The 13,491-nt window shown below is 45.1% G+C and carries 12 protein-coding genes and 2 pseudogenes; 8 read left to right on the forward strand and 6 right to left on the reverse strand.

From position 1 onward, the window contains the following. Position 1 precedes the first annotated feature (1 nt). Together MUB35_RS01380 and MUB35_RS01385 are read left to right on the forward strand one after the other, a co-directional pair. On the forward strand, positions 2–1,840 hold the full coding sequence (locus tag MUB35_RS01380; RefSeq protein ID WP_103731059.1) for a family 43 glycosylhydrolase: 1,839 nt from the start codon (positions 2–4) through the stop codon (positions 1,838–1,840). Then, the gene (locus MUB35_RS01385) at positions 1,837–4,383 is read left to right on the forward strand and encodes an alpha-L-rhamnosidase (protein ID WP_103731060.1); all 2,547 of its coding nucleotides are present in this window, start codon (positions 1,837–1,839) and stop codon (positions 4,381–4,383) included. Before MUB35_RS01380 ends, MUB35_RS01385 begins: the two co-directional genes overlap by 4 nt. Positions 4,384–4,681: 298 nt before the next feature. On the opposite strand, the gene MUB35_RS30755 is transcribed toward MUB35_RS01385, so the two are convergent. Then, on the reverse strand, positions 4,682–4,957 hold the full coding sequence (locus tag MUB35_RS30755) for a helix-turn-helix transcriptional regulator (protein ID WP_103731061.1): 276 nt from the start codon (positions 4,955–4,957) through the stop codon (positions 4,682–4,684). On the opposite strand from MUB35_RS30755, the gene MUB35_RS01395 reads away from it, so the two are divergent. Further along, complete coding sequence (locus MUB35_RS01395; protein ID WP_103731062.1) at positions 4,898–5,905, forward strand: aldo/keto reductase; 1,008 nt, start codon at positions 4,898–4,900, stop codon at positions 5,903–5,905. The two genes, MUB35_RS30755 and MUB35_RS01395, sit on opposite strands and share 60 nt — an antisense overlap. 256 nt (positions 5,906–6,161) lie before the next feature. Here the strand turns inward: MUB35_RS01395 and MUB35_RS01400 are convergent, their stop codons facing one another. The 3 genes from MUB35_RS01400 to MUB35_RS01410 are packed head-to-tail and all read right to left on the reverse strand — an operon-like array spanning position 6,162 to position 9,367. Beyond that, the gene (locus MUB35_RS01400) at positions 6,162–7,181 is read right to left on the reverse strand and encodes an aminomethyltransferase family protein (RefSeq protein ID WP_158587256.1); all 1,020 of its coding nucleotides are present in this window, start codon (positions 7,179–7,181) and stop codon (positions 6,162–6,164) included. A 16-nt stretch (positions 7,182–7,197) separates the two neighbouring features. After that, positions 7,198–8,427, reverse strand: a complete 1,230-nt coding sequence (locus MUB35_RS01405; RefSeq protein ID WP_103731064.1) for a hypothetical protein — start codon at positions 8,425–8,427, stop codon at positions 7,198–7,200. Positions 8,428–8,449: 22 nt separating this feature from the next. Next, a complete protein-coding gene (locus MUB35_RS01410) occupies positions 8,450–9,367 on the reverse strand; it encodes an SDR family NAD(P)-dependent oxidoreductase (RefSeq protein ID WP_054350600.1) in 918 nt (305 codons plus the stop codon). Positions 9,368–9,576: 209 nt separating this feature from the next. On the opposite strand from MUB35_RS01410, the gene MUB35_RS01415 reads away from it, so the two are divergent. Then, positions 9,577–11,115, forward strand: coding sequence for a PucR family transcriptional regulator (locus tag MUB35_RS01415; RefSeq protein ID WP_118593875.1), 1,539 nt, complete (start codon positions 9,577–9,579; stop codon positions 11,113–11,115). A 60-nt stretch (positions 11,116–11,175) separates the two neighbouring features. Here the strand turns inward: MUB35_RS01415 and MUB35_RS01420 are convergent, their stop codons facing one another. Next, complete coding sequence (locus MUB35_RS01420) at positions 11,176–11,391, reverse strand: hypothetical protein (protein ID WP_054350603.1); 216 nt, start codon at positions 11,389–11,391, stop codon at positions 11,176–11,178. Positions 11,392–11,721: 330 nt separating this feature from the next. After that, positions 11,722–11,934 (reverse strand): annotated as a pseudogene (locus MUB35_RS30760) (PfkB family carbohydrate kinase); the annotation flags it as partial. On the opposite strand from MUB35_RS30760, the gene MUB35_RS01430 reads away from it, so the two are divergent. From MUB35_RS01430 to MUB35_RS01445, 4 genes and pseudogenes are all read left to right on the forward strand, one after another. Next, positions 11,929–12,252, forward strand: a complete 324-nt coding sequence (locus MUB35_RS01430; RefSeq protein ID WP_054350605.1) for a hypothetical protein — start codon at positions 11,929–11,931, stop codon at positions 12,250–12,252. The pseudogene MUB35_RS30760 and the gene MUB35_RS01430 overlap by 6 nt on opposite strands. Before the next feature lie 3 nt (positions 12,253–12,255). Beyond that, entirely contained in the window at positions 12,256–12,549 is a 294-nt protein-coding gene (locus tag MUB35_RS01435) for a hypothetical protein (RefSeq protein WP_103733161.1), read from the forward strand. Between the two features lie 15 nt (positions 12,550–12,564). Then, positions 12,565–12,873, forward strand: a complete 309-nt coding sequence (locus MUB35_RS01440) for a hypothetical protein (protein ID WP_054350607.1) — start codon at positions 12,565–12,567, stop codon at positions 12,871–12,873. A 127-nt stretch (positions 12,874–13,000) separates the two neighbouring features. Beyond that, a pseudogene (locus MUB35_RS01445) lies at positions 13,001–13,387 on the forward strand (NAD(P)-dependent oxidoreductase); the annotation flags it as partial. Between the last annotated feature and the right edge of the window lie 104 nt (positions 13,388–13,491).

Consider the following 13,491-nt stretch of genomic DNA (forward strand, 5'->3'; position numbering starts at 1 on the left):
GATGAAGTATTATTGTAATCCTGTTAATGTACCGTATCGGTATCAGTTTAATATGGATCCGCGTTCTAATGGAAAGCTGCAGATTGACAGAGAGGGGGCTGACCCTTCTATGATCCAGTTTCAGGGAAAGTATTATATTTTTGCCTCTATGAATCTGAGTGTCTGGGTATCGGAGGATATGGTAAACTGGGAGTCATATTCTCTTCCAAAGAATCTTCCCCTTTATGATTATGCGCCGGATGTAAGGGTATGCGGTGATTATGTGTATTTCAGCGCATCGAAGAAGGGAGAAAACTGTAATTATTACCGGACCAGAGATATTATCAGGGGTCCCTATGAGGAGATTGCAGGTACCTTTGATTTTTGGGACCCGAATTTGTTTTTTGATGAGGATGGGAAAATTTATTTTTATTGGGGGTGTTCTAATATCACTCCTGTATGGGGTGTGGAATTGGAGCCGGAGACTATGCTCCCTAAGACAGAGAGGAAAGTGGTGATTGAGGGCAATCCCTATGAGAGAGGATACGAACGGATGGGGGTTGATCATTGTGAGTTTCCCCGCAGTGAGGAAGAGGTGGAGATGATGTTTCAGGGCTTCCTGAAGCAGAGCAATATGACAGAAGAACAGCTTCCGAAAGTGTATGCACCGCAGATCCGGGGGATGTTTACAAGGCGGCCTTTTATAGAGGGGCCGTGGATGGATAAGTTTGGCGGAAAATATTATCTTCAGTATGCATGCCCGGGAGCACAGTATAATACTTATGCAGACGGCGTGTATGTGTCGGATTCACCTCTTGGTCCGTTTTCATTGGCGGCAAACAATCCATTTTCCTATCATCCGGGCGGTTTCATGCCGGGGGCCGGTCATGGGTCAACCATGTGGGACAGGGAGGAAAATCTCTGGCATACCTCTACCATGAGAATCAGTGTGAACCACCAGTTTGAACGCCGTATTGGAATCTGGCCGGCAGGATTTGACCAGGATGGAGAGCTGTTCTGCAATCAGAATTATGGGGATTGGCCCATAGCAGTGGAAGAGGGAAAAATAAACCCCTGGAATGAACCGAAATGGTATCTTTTAAGCTATGCAAAACCTGCAAAGGCGTCTTCTGCAGCGAAGGGCAAGGATGCAGATAAAGCGGTAAACGAAGACTCACAAAACTGGTGGAGAGCCGCAGGCAGTGAACCCGGGGAATGGATAGAAGTTGATTTGGAGAAAGCAATGGATGTAAGGGCAGTTCAGATTAACTTTGCAGATGATGCTCTTCCTATTGAGTCGCCGGGAGAGATTAAGGGCACAGCCACACAGCCCCGGTATATCGAGGAAAGAAATCTGCGGACAAGATGGAAACTGGAAGGCTCGCTGGATGGAAAAGAGTATTTCGTTATAGAGGACAAATCAGAGGCCGTGACAGATCTGCCTCATGATTTTATCGTGCGTGAAAATGGCCTTCAGATTCGTTATGTGCGGCTTACCGTGATTGAGATTCCATATGGGGTGGAACCCTGCATTTCCGGGCTGCGTATCTTCGGAATAGGAACGGGAGAAAAACCGGATGTGCCTGTATTTGAGGCAGGCAGAAGTGAGGATGAATTAGATTTACTGGTGGCTGTAGAAGGGAAGAAAGATGCTACAGGTTATAATATCTGCTGGGGTCATGAGGAAGAAAAACTTTATCACAGTTACCAGATTTACCGCAGCGTCAGGGATGTGGAAACGGGCAGTGAAGGAAGGATTGACAAGAGGATCGGGGCGCTGGTGAAAGGGCAGGATTATTTTGTCCGTGTAGACGCATACAATGAAAACGGAATCACAAAGGGAAAGGTTACAAAGCTATGAAAGCAGTTAATCTGAAAACAGAGCACATGGAAAATCCTTTAGGTATTGATGTCGCAAAGCCTTATCTGTCATGGACATGTCAGGGAGGAAAGAGACAAAGTGCCTATGAAATTGAAGCAATAAGCGGCAAAAGCACTGTCTGGAAGAGTGGTAAAGTCTATACAAACCAGATGCACGCCATATACGGAAGTGTTCCAAAAAGCAGACAGAACGTAATCTGGAAGGTACGCCTCTGGGATGAAAAAGAAGAAGCCGGAGAGTGGAGCGAACCGGCAGTGTTTGAGATGGGACTGCTGGAGGAATCGGATTTTCATGCAAAATGGATAAACCCGGAACTGGAATGTGACCCGGCAGTGCACAAACCGGCAAGTTATTTAAGAACATCTTTTGAGGCGGATCAAGTGTCGGATGCAAGACTTTATATTACCTGTCATGGCCTTTATGAGGCATATTTAAATGGAGAAAGAGTGGGCAGTTTTGTTCTGGCGCCAGGGACAAGCTCCTACGATAAATCCCTGGCTTATCAAACATATGATGTGACACCACTTATAAAAAAGGGAAAGAATGAGGTCATGGTTATCCTGGGGGATGGCTGGTACCGAAGCTGTTCCGGTGTGGATGGAGACCGTAATTTATACGGGGAAGATGTGGCGCTGTATTTCCAACTGGAGGCAGAGGGTCAGGTGATCTGTATCTCAAATGAGAACTGGACAGCCTCCCAGAATGGCCCCCTCCGGGAAAATGATATGCAGCAGGGCGAGACTTATGATGCGATGCTGGAAGAAATAACGGAGTTTCATCCGGTTAAGACGGAAGCGTTTGGCCTGAAAAATCTTGTGTGCTCCAACAGTCTTCCAATTGCAGAACGAGAACGGTTTGAAGGGAAAATCATACAGACGCCAAATGGTGAAACCGTAATTGATTATGGACAAAATCTGGCCGGATATGTGGAATTTACGGTTTGGGCCCACGAAGGAGACAAGATTGTCCTGACCCATGGGGAAACGCTGGATGAAAACGGCAATTTTACAGCAGAAAATTTCCAGGACCGCAAGCGTCACAAAGAGGGCGGAACAGAGCAGAGGGTGACATATATCTGCAAAGAGGGAGAAAATCATTATAAATCCCGCTTTACTATCTGGGGATTCCGGTATGCAAAAGTTGAGACAGAGATAGATCTGGCAGAGGCCAGATTTACTTCCATCGCAGTTTATTCGGATATGGAGCAGACGGGGACATTTGAATGCTCTGATATCTATGTGAATCAATTGGTGCAGAACAGCATCTGGAGCCAAAAATCCAATTTCTGTGATGTGCCCACAGACTGCCCTACAAGAGAACGTGCAGCGTGGACAGGAGATATGGGAGTATTTGCGGAAACCGGCTTATTTCTGGAAGACTGTTATCCGGTGATTCGCAAATGGCTTGGGGAATGCCGTCTGAATCAGTATGAGGACGGAAAAGTCGCCAATATTGCGCCGAAAAACAATAAACCAAGTTTCTTTTCCGGAATGCTTGCAGGTTCTGTTGGCTGGGGAGATGCTTCTATTATCGTTCCTTATGTGATGTATAAGTGGACGGGTGATATCCGCATACTGGAAGAAAATTATGAGATGATGCAGAAATGGTATCAGTTCCTGGAAAACAGAGCAAAACAAAAACCGTTGAATCCTATTAAACGATTAAAAAAGAATCCATATAGAAATTATACCATCGAGACGGGTGTAGACTATGGGGAATGGTGCGAGCCGGATGTGGAGAGTACCATGGCCATGCGTACACCTCAGGAAAAAGTTTCAACTGCCTATTTTGCATATTCAGGAAAACTTCTTTCTGAAATCGCCGGGATACTGGGGAAAAATGTGGATGAAGAGAATTACCGCCAAATTGCTGAAAATGCAAAGAAAGCGTTCCGCTACATTGCCACAGAAGACGGAAAAATCAACTCCGTCAGACAGGCAGAATATGTACGCGCTATCGCATTTGATTTATTGAACCAGGAAGAAAAGGCTCAGGCGGCAGCAGAGCTTGATCAATTGGTTATCAATGATGGTTATCATCTGAACACAGGATTCTTATCCACACCTTCTCTCTGCCCCATTTTGGCGGAGTATGGATATCTGGAGACTGCATATAAGCTTCTGCTGCAGGACACCATGCCCAGCTGGCTGTATGCGGTCAAAAAGGGCGCAACAACAATCTGGGAGACCTGGGATGGAATTGATGAAAACGGGAAACCAAAAGCTTCTTTGAATCATTATTCCTATGGAGCAGTCTGCGGCTGGCTGTTCCAGGGGGTGTGCGGGATTCATTTGGAAGGAAACAAAATCACAATCAGACCAATGCCCTATAGACTGCTACAATATGCAAAAGCCTCATACCGATCACCGGTGGGAGAGATTGCAAGCGGATGGAAATATGAGGGGGACAAGCTGATCTTTGATGTAGAGATTCCTCCAAATACAGAGGCAGAGGTGATCTTGCCGGATGAAAGCACACGGATACTGGAACCAGGAAAACATAAGTTCAGTGTGAAGGCGTGAAAGATTTTACAGCCAGTGAAATAATGTTTGGATAGTTAGCGGTGTGAAAATTATGCCGGGGATTTCTGCTGGGAATAACTCAGTTATCGGTTCTGGTAGCATTGTGACAAAAAGTATTCCGGATAATAATAGAAAACGAAAAGGAGGGGCTGTCGGGAAATAGATAGCCTAAAACAGGGGAGGATGTGACCGTCATCGGTCACATCCTCCCCTTGAACTATACCATCTTGCAGGTTCTGAGAACTGGAGCTATTGACTATCACTCCATTGTAATGTCTGCTTCAGCAGATATGTCAGTTTAGGAAGCATATTCCCTCGGTGAAACCCCGTAATACTCCCGGAACGTTTTATAAAAATTACTGCTGTTACTGTATCCCAGCATCAGTGCAATTTCGCTGATTGTTAAATCCGTCCCACGTAAAAGAATCACCGCCCGTTCCATGCGCTGTGAAAGTAATATTTCAGAGAAAGACTTTCCCACCTCCCGGCGCAACAGGGTGGAAATGTAATTTGGATGATAGGAAAACTGCGCCGCGATGTCTTTCAGAGTTACCCTGTCCGAATGTTCACTCATGTACTGAACAATCCGGTCGGACAGATTGTCGGTGACTGGTTTTTGGCTGGCAGCGGCATACTGCCGGCATGGACAATGAGCGGACCGATGGACCGTGACCTGATCTTTAATGAGCAGTTGGAGCGCTGCGGAGTCAGCTATTTTGATTTCTATCTGCTGCATAGCCTGGAAGATGGAAATAATTATGATACATATGTAAAATATGACTGCTTTCGTTGGGGAATGCAAAAAAAGGAAGAGGGGAAGATCAGGCATTTTGGTTTTTCCTTTCATGGCACTCCGGAATTGCTGGAACAGGTGCTGAATGAGCACCTTGAGATTGATTTTGTGCAGATTCAGTTAAATTATGCAGATTGGAATAATCAGGTGGTACATTCGGGGAGACTATATGAAATACTGCATCAGCGTAACATCCCGATCATTGTAATGGAGCCGGTAAAGGGCGGAATGCTGGCAAATCTGCAGCCGGAACTGGAAGAGATGTTAAAAGCCGTTCATCCAGATGCTTCTACGGCTTCCTGGGCGCTGCGTTTTGTGGGGTCGCTGGAGGGCGTGGTGACGATCTTAAGCGGAATGTCCACAGAAGAACAGATGCGGGATAATCTGCAGACTTTCGGTGATTTTCAGCCACTTACAAAAGAGGAGTATCAGGTGATAGAGAAGGTGGTAAAAAAGATGCAGGATATGTCTTTGGTTCCATGTACTTCCTGCCGCTACTGCTGTGACGGATGTCCTTCTAAAATTCTGATTCCGGATATATTTCATGCTTTAAATACTGCAAGATTATATCCAACGGATAACAGGCCAAGAATGTTTTATAATAACCTGACAAGTAATTCATCCGTTAAAGCCAGCGACTGTATTGCATGTGGGCAATGTGAGAGTGTATGCCCGCAGCACCTGCCGATCATTGAGCTGCTGCAGGAGGCGGTATCAAGATTAGAATAAATCAAATGACTCTGCCTGCAAATAAAAAGCCAATAGGCTGGCCATGAGCGATTCTGGGATTTTACCCCATCGGGACACAGGTGACTATGTTCCGATGGGGTAAAATTTTGTAAAGGAGTTTGATTCTGGTCACATAATTGCTATAATAAAAACAGGGAAAAATGCGGGACTGTCTGTATTTACTCGGTAACATACCAAAATGTTGTTTAAACAACTGATTAAACTGCCCCCAATTAGAAAAATGAAGGATCTCCATCTAATTCATCCAGTTTTTCTCAGTGATCACCGCTTCATATCCATGGATTTGGATATGGTCCCCTACATGCAGCTTTCCTTTTTGGGCAAGAATATATCCGATATTGACGTCTTTCATGTAGGAATATACGAGTTTTGAAACCCGTCCTATTTCCTCCCCGCTCAGGTATACCGGTTCCCCGGGGCCGCCGTACTGTTTGGAACGGATATAGATGTCCGGTTCAGGAACCTCAAAGCCAAGCATCTCCCGTGTTGGCCCTTCCTCCCGTATTTCGAGAAGCGCTTCTTTGCCGATAAATTCCTTTTTCCAGTTGATATTTTTATCAAGCCCTGTCTCAAAAGGATTCGTGTGCGCCAGATCCCTCATATAATAATAATTTGCTTCTGTAGGCAGTGTCCATGCCATTACCTGGAATTCTGTCACTTCTTTGCCGCCCAGTTTTTCTGCTGCGGGTTTTATCAGTGCCTCCAGTGCATCGCGATTTTCCGGATGGATATAAATTTCATAGCCGAATTTTTCCCCGCTGAAACCACTTCGGTTAATCAGACAGGGCATTTGGTCTATTTCTGTATCCATATGGGCAAAAAATTTCAGATTGCTGACAGAATCCCTGACAAGACTTTCTACCAGATCCCTGGATTTAGGCCCCTGTACAGCATACATTTCCCATTCATCTGTAATCTCTCTCCACTCTACATTAAAATTTCCCTGGTGAAAATACCACCAGTCATCTGTTTTCGTTGCATAAAGTGTAGATACCCAATACCGTTCTTTATCCATTCTCATGATCACAACATCATCAATGATCTCGCCCTGTTCGTCCAGCATGGTTGTATAGCGGTCCCTTCCGACTGCGAGGGATGTGATATCATTCGGGTACATATAATCCAGAAAAGCAGTCACATCCGGACCTGAAATCTCCAGAAGCTGATGTGTCCAGAAGTACCAGCCAACTGTAGTTCTGACAGCCATATGCTCCGAACGTTTCATATCATCATATTTAAATATATTTTTGTACATCTTTGCTTCCCCCTTTCTACATGAATTTGTCAATTTTTTTTGCGATTTTAATGCGCATCTTTCTCTCCGGAGATTTTTCTTCCCATAAAGACCACTGTGCATTGACCAGGGTTTTCACCATCCCCTGCCACATCCACAGGTGGATTTCCGGCATGTCTTTTGTAGCGGTGATCTCCAGTCCGCTTCTCTCTATGATAAGGACCACTTCGTCTTTATTAAAAGATTCTACATCATATTCACATACCAGAGACTGCAGCAGCATTTCAATCAGGGCGCCCATCACACGGGCGTCTTCACCGAAAGAAGAAGGGACACCGAGCCAGTCCCTGCAGGCTTTGATGGCATAACGCTCGCCAAACATAGCTTTGCCGGCAGCTTCAAGTACGCACTTCAGGATATGATCCGCCTGATGCCTTGTCACATAACCGCGTTTAACGGTCTCAGCAATGGCCGGAAGGATATAAAGGGATGCCCCGGTACTCATATTGATCATTTGATTACTGGAATCCGTCTCATTATTTGTACCGTTTACAAAATGGTAATTGCATTCTTCCCGAAACATCATGGACTCATCTATACAATCCTTCTCCTCCGTATACTTTTTCATGTCATCTGTCACGGCAGGACCAAAACTTTCCCACAGCTTGTGCGGCAAAGCCGGATATTTTTCTCTTGATTCTGCTATGATACGGCAGTGCCGGTCTCCGCAGCCTTTTGCCTCCACCATCATATAATCTATTTCGGGTCCTTTTCTCCTACGTTCTGCAGATGCCTTTGCCTGTCCCTGTAAAGACATGGTAGTAGTCCTGCATAATTCAGAACCGCAGATATCCCAATCACAGACATCGAGTTCCTTCTCCGCACGATATGTACCAAAATCCTGGCATCTGCCGCACATCAGAAGAGCATCGTCACCCTTATCTCCGATCAGTGCCCCCGCATACTGCCCGCACATAAATGGATGGATTCCAAAACCGTCATCATCACCATAATATTTACCTGTTGTGTAAAGTCTTTCAAATGCCTCTTCACACATCATCTGGGCACGCTCTTCATAGTCCGGGACAATGATCCTGAGTGCCTGTATCGTAGCTGCACTCAGTACAGATTCAAACCTACTCGCATAATGAAGCGCCTCCTGATAGGAATAAATCTTATTCCATGGGGAGCGGATTCCATAATAATTCTTAAAATTTGCACCTTCACCGCTGTTTTGCGGAATTCTTTCATCTATTTTTTTACCCATAGCCATTTCCTTTCTGTAAATGTCAGTCAGTCACTTCCGGATATTGTTCAATAGCTGCCTGATATTTTACAATATTGTGGGACATACCGGCATCAGCTACCACGATTTCACCAGTCATGCCGTCAGACATGGGCGTGCTCATGGCATAAGCAACGATGGCAACTGTGTCAACCGGCTGAGTCCCGTCATTTTGCCATACCATCAGTTCATCATAAAACTCGTCCTGTTTTTCTTCGGAAAGTCCGTCCGCACACATGTTTGCAGATGCCCCTGAAGTCACCATACCACCCGGTGCTACTGCATTTACCATGATACCAAACCGCTTTAGTTCTTTGGCAGCCTCGATCGCCAGGGAATTCACACCGCCTTTTGATGCGGTATAATGTGGATATCCTCCGAATACCGGGTATGGAAGCCATGCCGCATTCGAGGAGATCAATGTAATCTTACCCTGAATTTTATGGCTGATCATATATTTGCTCACATGCTTGATCCCAAGGAAGGCGCCGCTGATATTCGTATCCACGACACGGCGGAACTCTTCTGCCGGAAGGTCGTAAATATGTGCATAGCTCCATACAGCTGCACTATTTACATAAATATCAATTGATCCAAATGTTTCGTCTGCTGTCCGGACCAGATTCTCCATATCTTCTTCAGCCGCTACGTTTGTCCTGCAGAATATCACACGGTCTGCATCGTATCCTGCCTCTGCCAGAATAGGAATGGTGTAATCTCCTTTTGTTTGAGAACTGCCGGCGATCACTACATTTGCTCCTCCCTGCAGAAGTCTCAAAGCAATATTAAAACCAAGACCTGAAGTTGCACCTGTCACTATAGCTACTTTTCCTTTTACGGAGAACATTTCTTCAAGCGGCCTTGCAATCTGAACATAATTTTTCAACATTTCGATATTCGCAGCATTCATATCAAAATCCATTGTAAAAACCCTACCTTTCTGTATGAGATTTTATCTTGCCATAGTTCCCGGGACAGGATTCTATAGAATTCATTATGGTAGATGGAGCCTATTTTTTAAATCCTGTCATTTGACCGTTTTTTTGATGCTATACCCATCATAAATAAGGGTGTCCTGTTGCTTCTTATATTTTTTAATGTATAATAAAAACAGAGAAAGAGGTGATATCTGTGAGGCTGAACGTTAATATGATCTATGAACGTTTGAAAAGAAAATATCCCGTTACCATGTATGGAGGTGAAGGGACGGAGATGGTATTGCAGTATCCGGAGCTTTTTATCGACAATACCATGCACCTTTATTCCGGCCACGTCTATCTGGCCACGGTGGAGCATCTCCCTCAAAGGCCGGTGATCGAAAAAGATGTTATTTTGATCTGCATTGGTGAAAATGTACGACTGTCCTATTATAAGGAACATGCTTCTGTACTTCTGATCAAAAAAAAGGTGGATTTTTTCCAGGTATATAAGTCTGTTCAGAATATTTATGAGTTGTTTTATGAATGGGAAAGTCGTTTGCTGGCACTTTTTATGGGATCATCAGATATTCAGGATGTTCTGGAGTGTTCTTACCCTGTCTTTGAATGCCCTATGTATGTCCTGGACGATTCTTTTCAATTTGCAGCATCCGTCTGTCCGACTAAGAACAGCAGACAAAACCTGGAAAATCAGACCAAAGAAACGTTGGAGTTTCAATTGTTTCTTGATTTTCTGAAAGAGAATGAGCCGGATATGGACAGCCATGGTGCCTTTCTGCTCAAATTCGATGCCGGAAATTTTCTTTGTGTCAATCTTTTTAACGCGAATGACCATTACATAGGCTGTCTTTATATTGACCAGAGTGATCACACTTATATAAATGGAGAAGACTGGCTTGCGGAATATCTTGCAAACATTATTCAGCGCGTAGCGGAAGCTGCGCCATCCCTTCTGCAGAATGAACACAGTTCGCTCAGAGAAATCCTGCAGCTTATAATGAATGAAATGCCCCTCAGTCAAAATCAGCGGATCCTTCTGAAATACTTCAATCATAAACGGAAGTATGTCAGTATTTCTATCCACAGTCTGAAGCATTTTTCGTCCCTTCCGGTGCGTTATATCTGTTCGGCGCTGGAGTCGGAACTTCCTGAAAGTATCTTGTTCGAGCAGGACAATACTATCTTTGGACTGATTCCTTTGGATATCTTTTCCATAGAAGATTCTGCCTCAAAAGAGCTGGATAGGATCATATCTCCTCTCATTTTGGAGATGCATCTGTGTGCAGGACAGAGCAATCCCTTCACGGATCTGTATATGTTGCGCACCTACTATTTACAGGCTGAGGCGGCCATTGAAAATGGAAGGCTTTATAAACCGGAACAAAATCTGTACTGTTTTTCTGAATTTACACTGCATGAGATGATTGCAAATTCGCTTGGCGGATTTCCAATCGAAGTATATTTTCCTCAGGGATTTGACAGTCTGCTGACACATGATTCCAACGGAGGCGTTTCTTATCTGGAGACACTGTCCGCCTTCCTGGAAGAGAACATGTCCTACGCAGCCACCGCTCGGAGGCTGTATATCCATCGTAGTACGCTGATCGAAAGGATTGGACGTATCGAAAGTGAGCTTTCTCTGAATTTGAACAACTCGGATCACAGGCTTCTGCTGCAGATCCTCTTAAAAGCACTCTGTCTTGAAAAATGGCTGGAAAAACAGCCTGTGTAATGACGTGAAAAGGGCATTTATTTCGTACCTTGCACAAAATAAATGCCCTTTTTTGCTGATCTACCTCGAACAGGCTTTCAGATCTGCATCAATTTCATCAGAATGCTTGGCTGTTTCCGCAGACTCCGGATAGCTGAGCAGTTTACGGTAGGTAAGCGCACCGACAAGTTTCATGCGGGGGTCCTTTGATGAACCCGGCGCCCATTTTTCCATTACTGCCTTTCCCTCTTCTGATCTCATAATATCCCTGATTTTTGAATCCAATGAAAGTGCCATAATATACCTCCTGAATAATATTTTTAAATTCTGTCCCAAGAACTTATTGGTATTATTATATCTGGAAACAGCTTCCGTTGAAACCCGACGAAAAACAGTTTTTTACTGCCTTAAAGCATCTCTTTTGTAGGGGAAAACGCCCAATATGACCATCACCCTGACAGCAGGCGGCCTGGCCGGATATGGTACTGTGTGGGGACTGCAAAAATTTGCGGGGCTGCGTATAGCACTTTCAGTTCCCGGCTATGGAGTACGGGTGATAAGAATGGATTTAATGAAGCAGAAATCCCCAATCAAAGCTACGGCTTCATTGGGGATTCTTTTATCGTTTTATCTTTGCACGCGGCCGCTTGCGTTGCCGCCTGCCAGAGAAGTGACTTCATCCACAGTGACCAGGTTAAAGTCATGCTCGATGGTATGTTTCATACAAGAGGCAGCCACCGCGTATTCTACGGCATCCTGAGAGGAGTACCCGGAGATCAGAGCGTAGATCAGCCCTCCGCCAAAGCTGTCACCGCCGCCGACGCGGTCTACGATATGGATAAATATTATACAGACGCTTCCACCCACTGTACTAACAGAGAAGTTGGGGCAAGATGCGGTTTTGTAGTGACCATGCGAGTAGGAGTTCCGGTTCCGGAATTTGAGGCACCCGACCGTTTTGAACTGCTTCGTTTGATTGATGCCAGCCCTAAGCCGGTCACACTGGTCATCCAGGTAGATGAACCGGAAGCAATGCACCTTTCAGACAGTAATTTTGGCGGACAGTATGGCCGTGTATGCAACATATGCGGAGTACAAAACGTTATCTGTGATGGGGCAGTCCGTGACGTGGAAGAATTGGAAGGATATGGAATTTAGCTTATGATCCCAGGGACCGTAGCATCAACTGCTCCCTCTATGATCTATGAATTGAATGGAAAAGTGGAAGTGGCCGGAATGGAAGTTGAGCCGGGTGAGTTGGTACATATGGACCGGGATGGCGCGGTAAAATTCAAAGCAGAAATGCTGGAAGAGCTTCTGGAAATTTGCAGAGCTGAGAAGTGGGCGGAAGACGAGACAAACAAAGTGATCGAAATGGCAGAGACAGTAGACGAATGTATCCATGCGTATGAGATTTGCCATTTAAGATGTAATCCTCAGAAAGAGGAAGATTAAAGAGAGGTTTTTCCTATGAAGCATGAGCCATATGCCTATACAAAAAAGAGCGATTTCCTGGCAGATGCAGCGCGGCTGAGACGGGGCCTGCTTTTTCTGGAAGATCGTTCCGTATTAAACAGGACGCTTGAGGTAAATGGAAAAACAATCCCTAACCGTCTGCTGGCACAGCCCATTGAGGGCGGGGATGCTCTGGTATCAGGAGCTCCCAGTGAGCGTACCGTAAAACGTTACTGTGAGCTTGCTGCAGGCGGAAGCGGTGTGATCTGGATGGAATCCATATCTGTCAATCAGGAAGGCAAATCCGTACCGCGTCAGATGTAGATGCGTCAGGAAACTGAAGATGCATTTTCCAAACTGGTCTCCAAAATCCATGAAACAAAGAAAGATACCTTTGTTATAGCCCAGCTGACGCATTCCGGGAGAAACAGTATCCGGATGGAAAAAAACTGCAGATCTGGATGAGCTGCTGGCAGAATCCGATGTCATTGCTCTTCACTGTCCCCTGTTTCCCACAACAGAGGGAATCATCAATCAGGTTAATATTGCGAAAATGAAGGACGGTGTGATCATCCTGAATAATTCCAGAGGACCGCTTGTTGTGGAGCAGGATCTGGCAGACGCGCTGAATTCCGGGAAGGTTGCGGCGGCAGGGCTGGATGTAGTATCCACAGAGCCGATCAAAGGGGATAATCCATTATTAAAAGCAAAGAACTGCTTTATCACGCCGCACATTTCATGGGCGCCAAAAGAATCAAGAAAACGTCTTTTAGACATTGCTGTTCATAATCTGAAAGCATTTGCAGAGGGAAATACTGTAAATGTGGTTAATAAGTAAATAGATATTCATCCGATAAAAGTGTTGGAGGGCTGCGTAATGATTGCTGCGCAGCCTTTCTTTTGCTTTGGGGTGTTGAATAGCGGATACATTATCATAATTTG

The organism is Blautia sp. NSJ-175, from assembly GCF_022867815.1.
GTDB classification, from domain to species: domain Bacteria; phylum Bacillota; class Clostridia; order Lachnospirales; family Lachnospiraceae; genus Blautia; species Blautia celeris.

Excerpts from the sequence above, each read along its gene's own strand:
- MUB35_RS01380 (WP_103731059.1), top strand. The coding sequence starts at position 2 with ATGAAGTATTATTGTAATCCTGTTAATGTACCGTATCGGTATCAGTTT.
- MUB35_RS01385 (WP_103731060.1), top strand. The coding sequence starts at position 1,837 with ATGAAAGCAGTTAATCTGAAAACAGAGCACATGGAAAATCCTTTAGGT.
- MUB35_RS01395 (WP_103731062.1), top strand. The coding sequence starts at position 4,898 with ATGATAGGAAAACTGCGCCGCGATGTCTTTCAGAGTTACCCTGTCCGA.
- MUB35_RS30755 (WP_103731061.1), bottom strand. The coding sequence starts at position 4,957 with ATGAGTGAACATTCGGACAGGGTAACTCTGAAAGACATCGCGGCGCAG.
- MUB35_RS01400 (WP_158587256.1), bottom strand. The coding sequence starts at position 7,181 with ATGTACAAAAATATATTTAAATATGATGATATGAAACGTTCGGAGCAT.
- MUB35_RS01405 (WP_103731064.1), bottom strand. The coding sequence starts at position 8,427 with ATGGGTAAAAAAATAGATGAAAGAATTCCGCAAAACAGCGGTGAAGGT.
- MUB35_RS01410 (WP_054350600.1), bottom strand. The coding sequence starts at position 9,367 with ATGGATTTTGATATGAATGCTGCGAATATCGAAATGTTGAAAAATTAT.
- MUB35_RS01420 (WP_054350603.1), bottom strand. The coding sequence starts at position 11,391 with ATGGCACTTTCATTGGATTCAAAAATCAGGGATATTATGAGATCAGAA.
- MUB35_RS01430 (WP_054350605.1), top strand. The coding sequence starts at position 11,929 with ATGGATAAATATTATACAGACGCTTCCACCCACTGTACTAACAGAGAA.
- MUB35_RS01435 (WP_103733161.1), top strand. The coding sequence starts at position 12,256 with ATGATCCCAGGGACCGTAGCATCAACTGCTCCCTCTATGATCTATGAA.
- MUB35_RS01440 (WP_054350607.1), top strand. The coding sequence starts at position 12,565 with ATGAAGCATGAGCCATATGCCTATACAAAAAAGAGCGATTTCCTGGCA.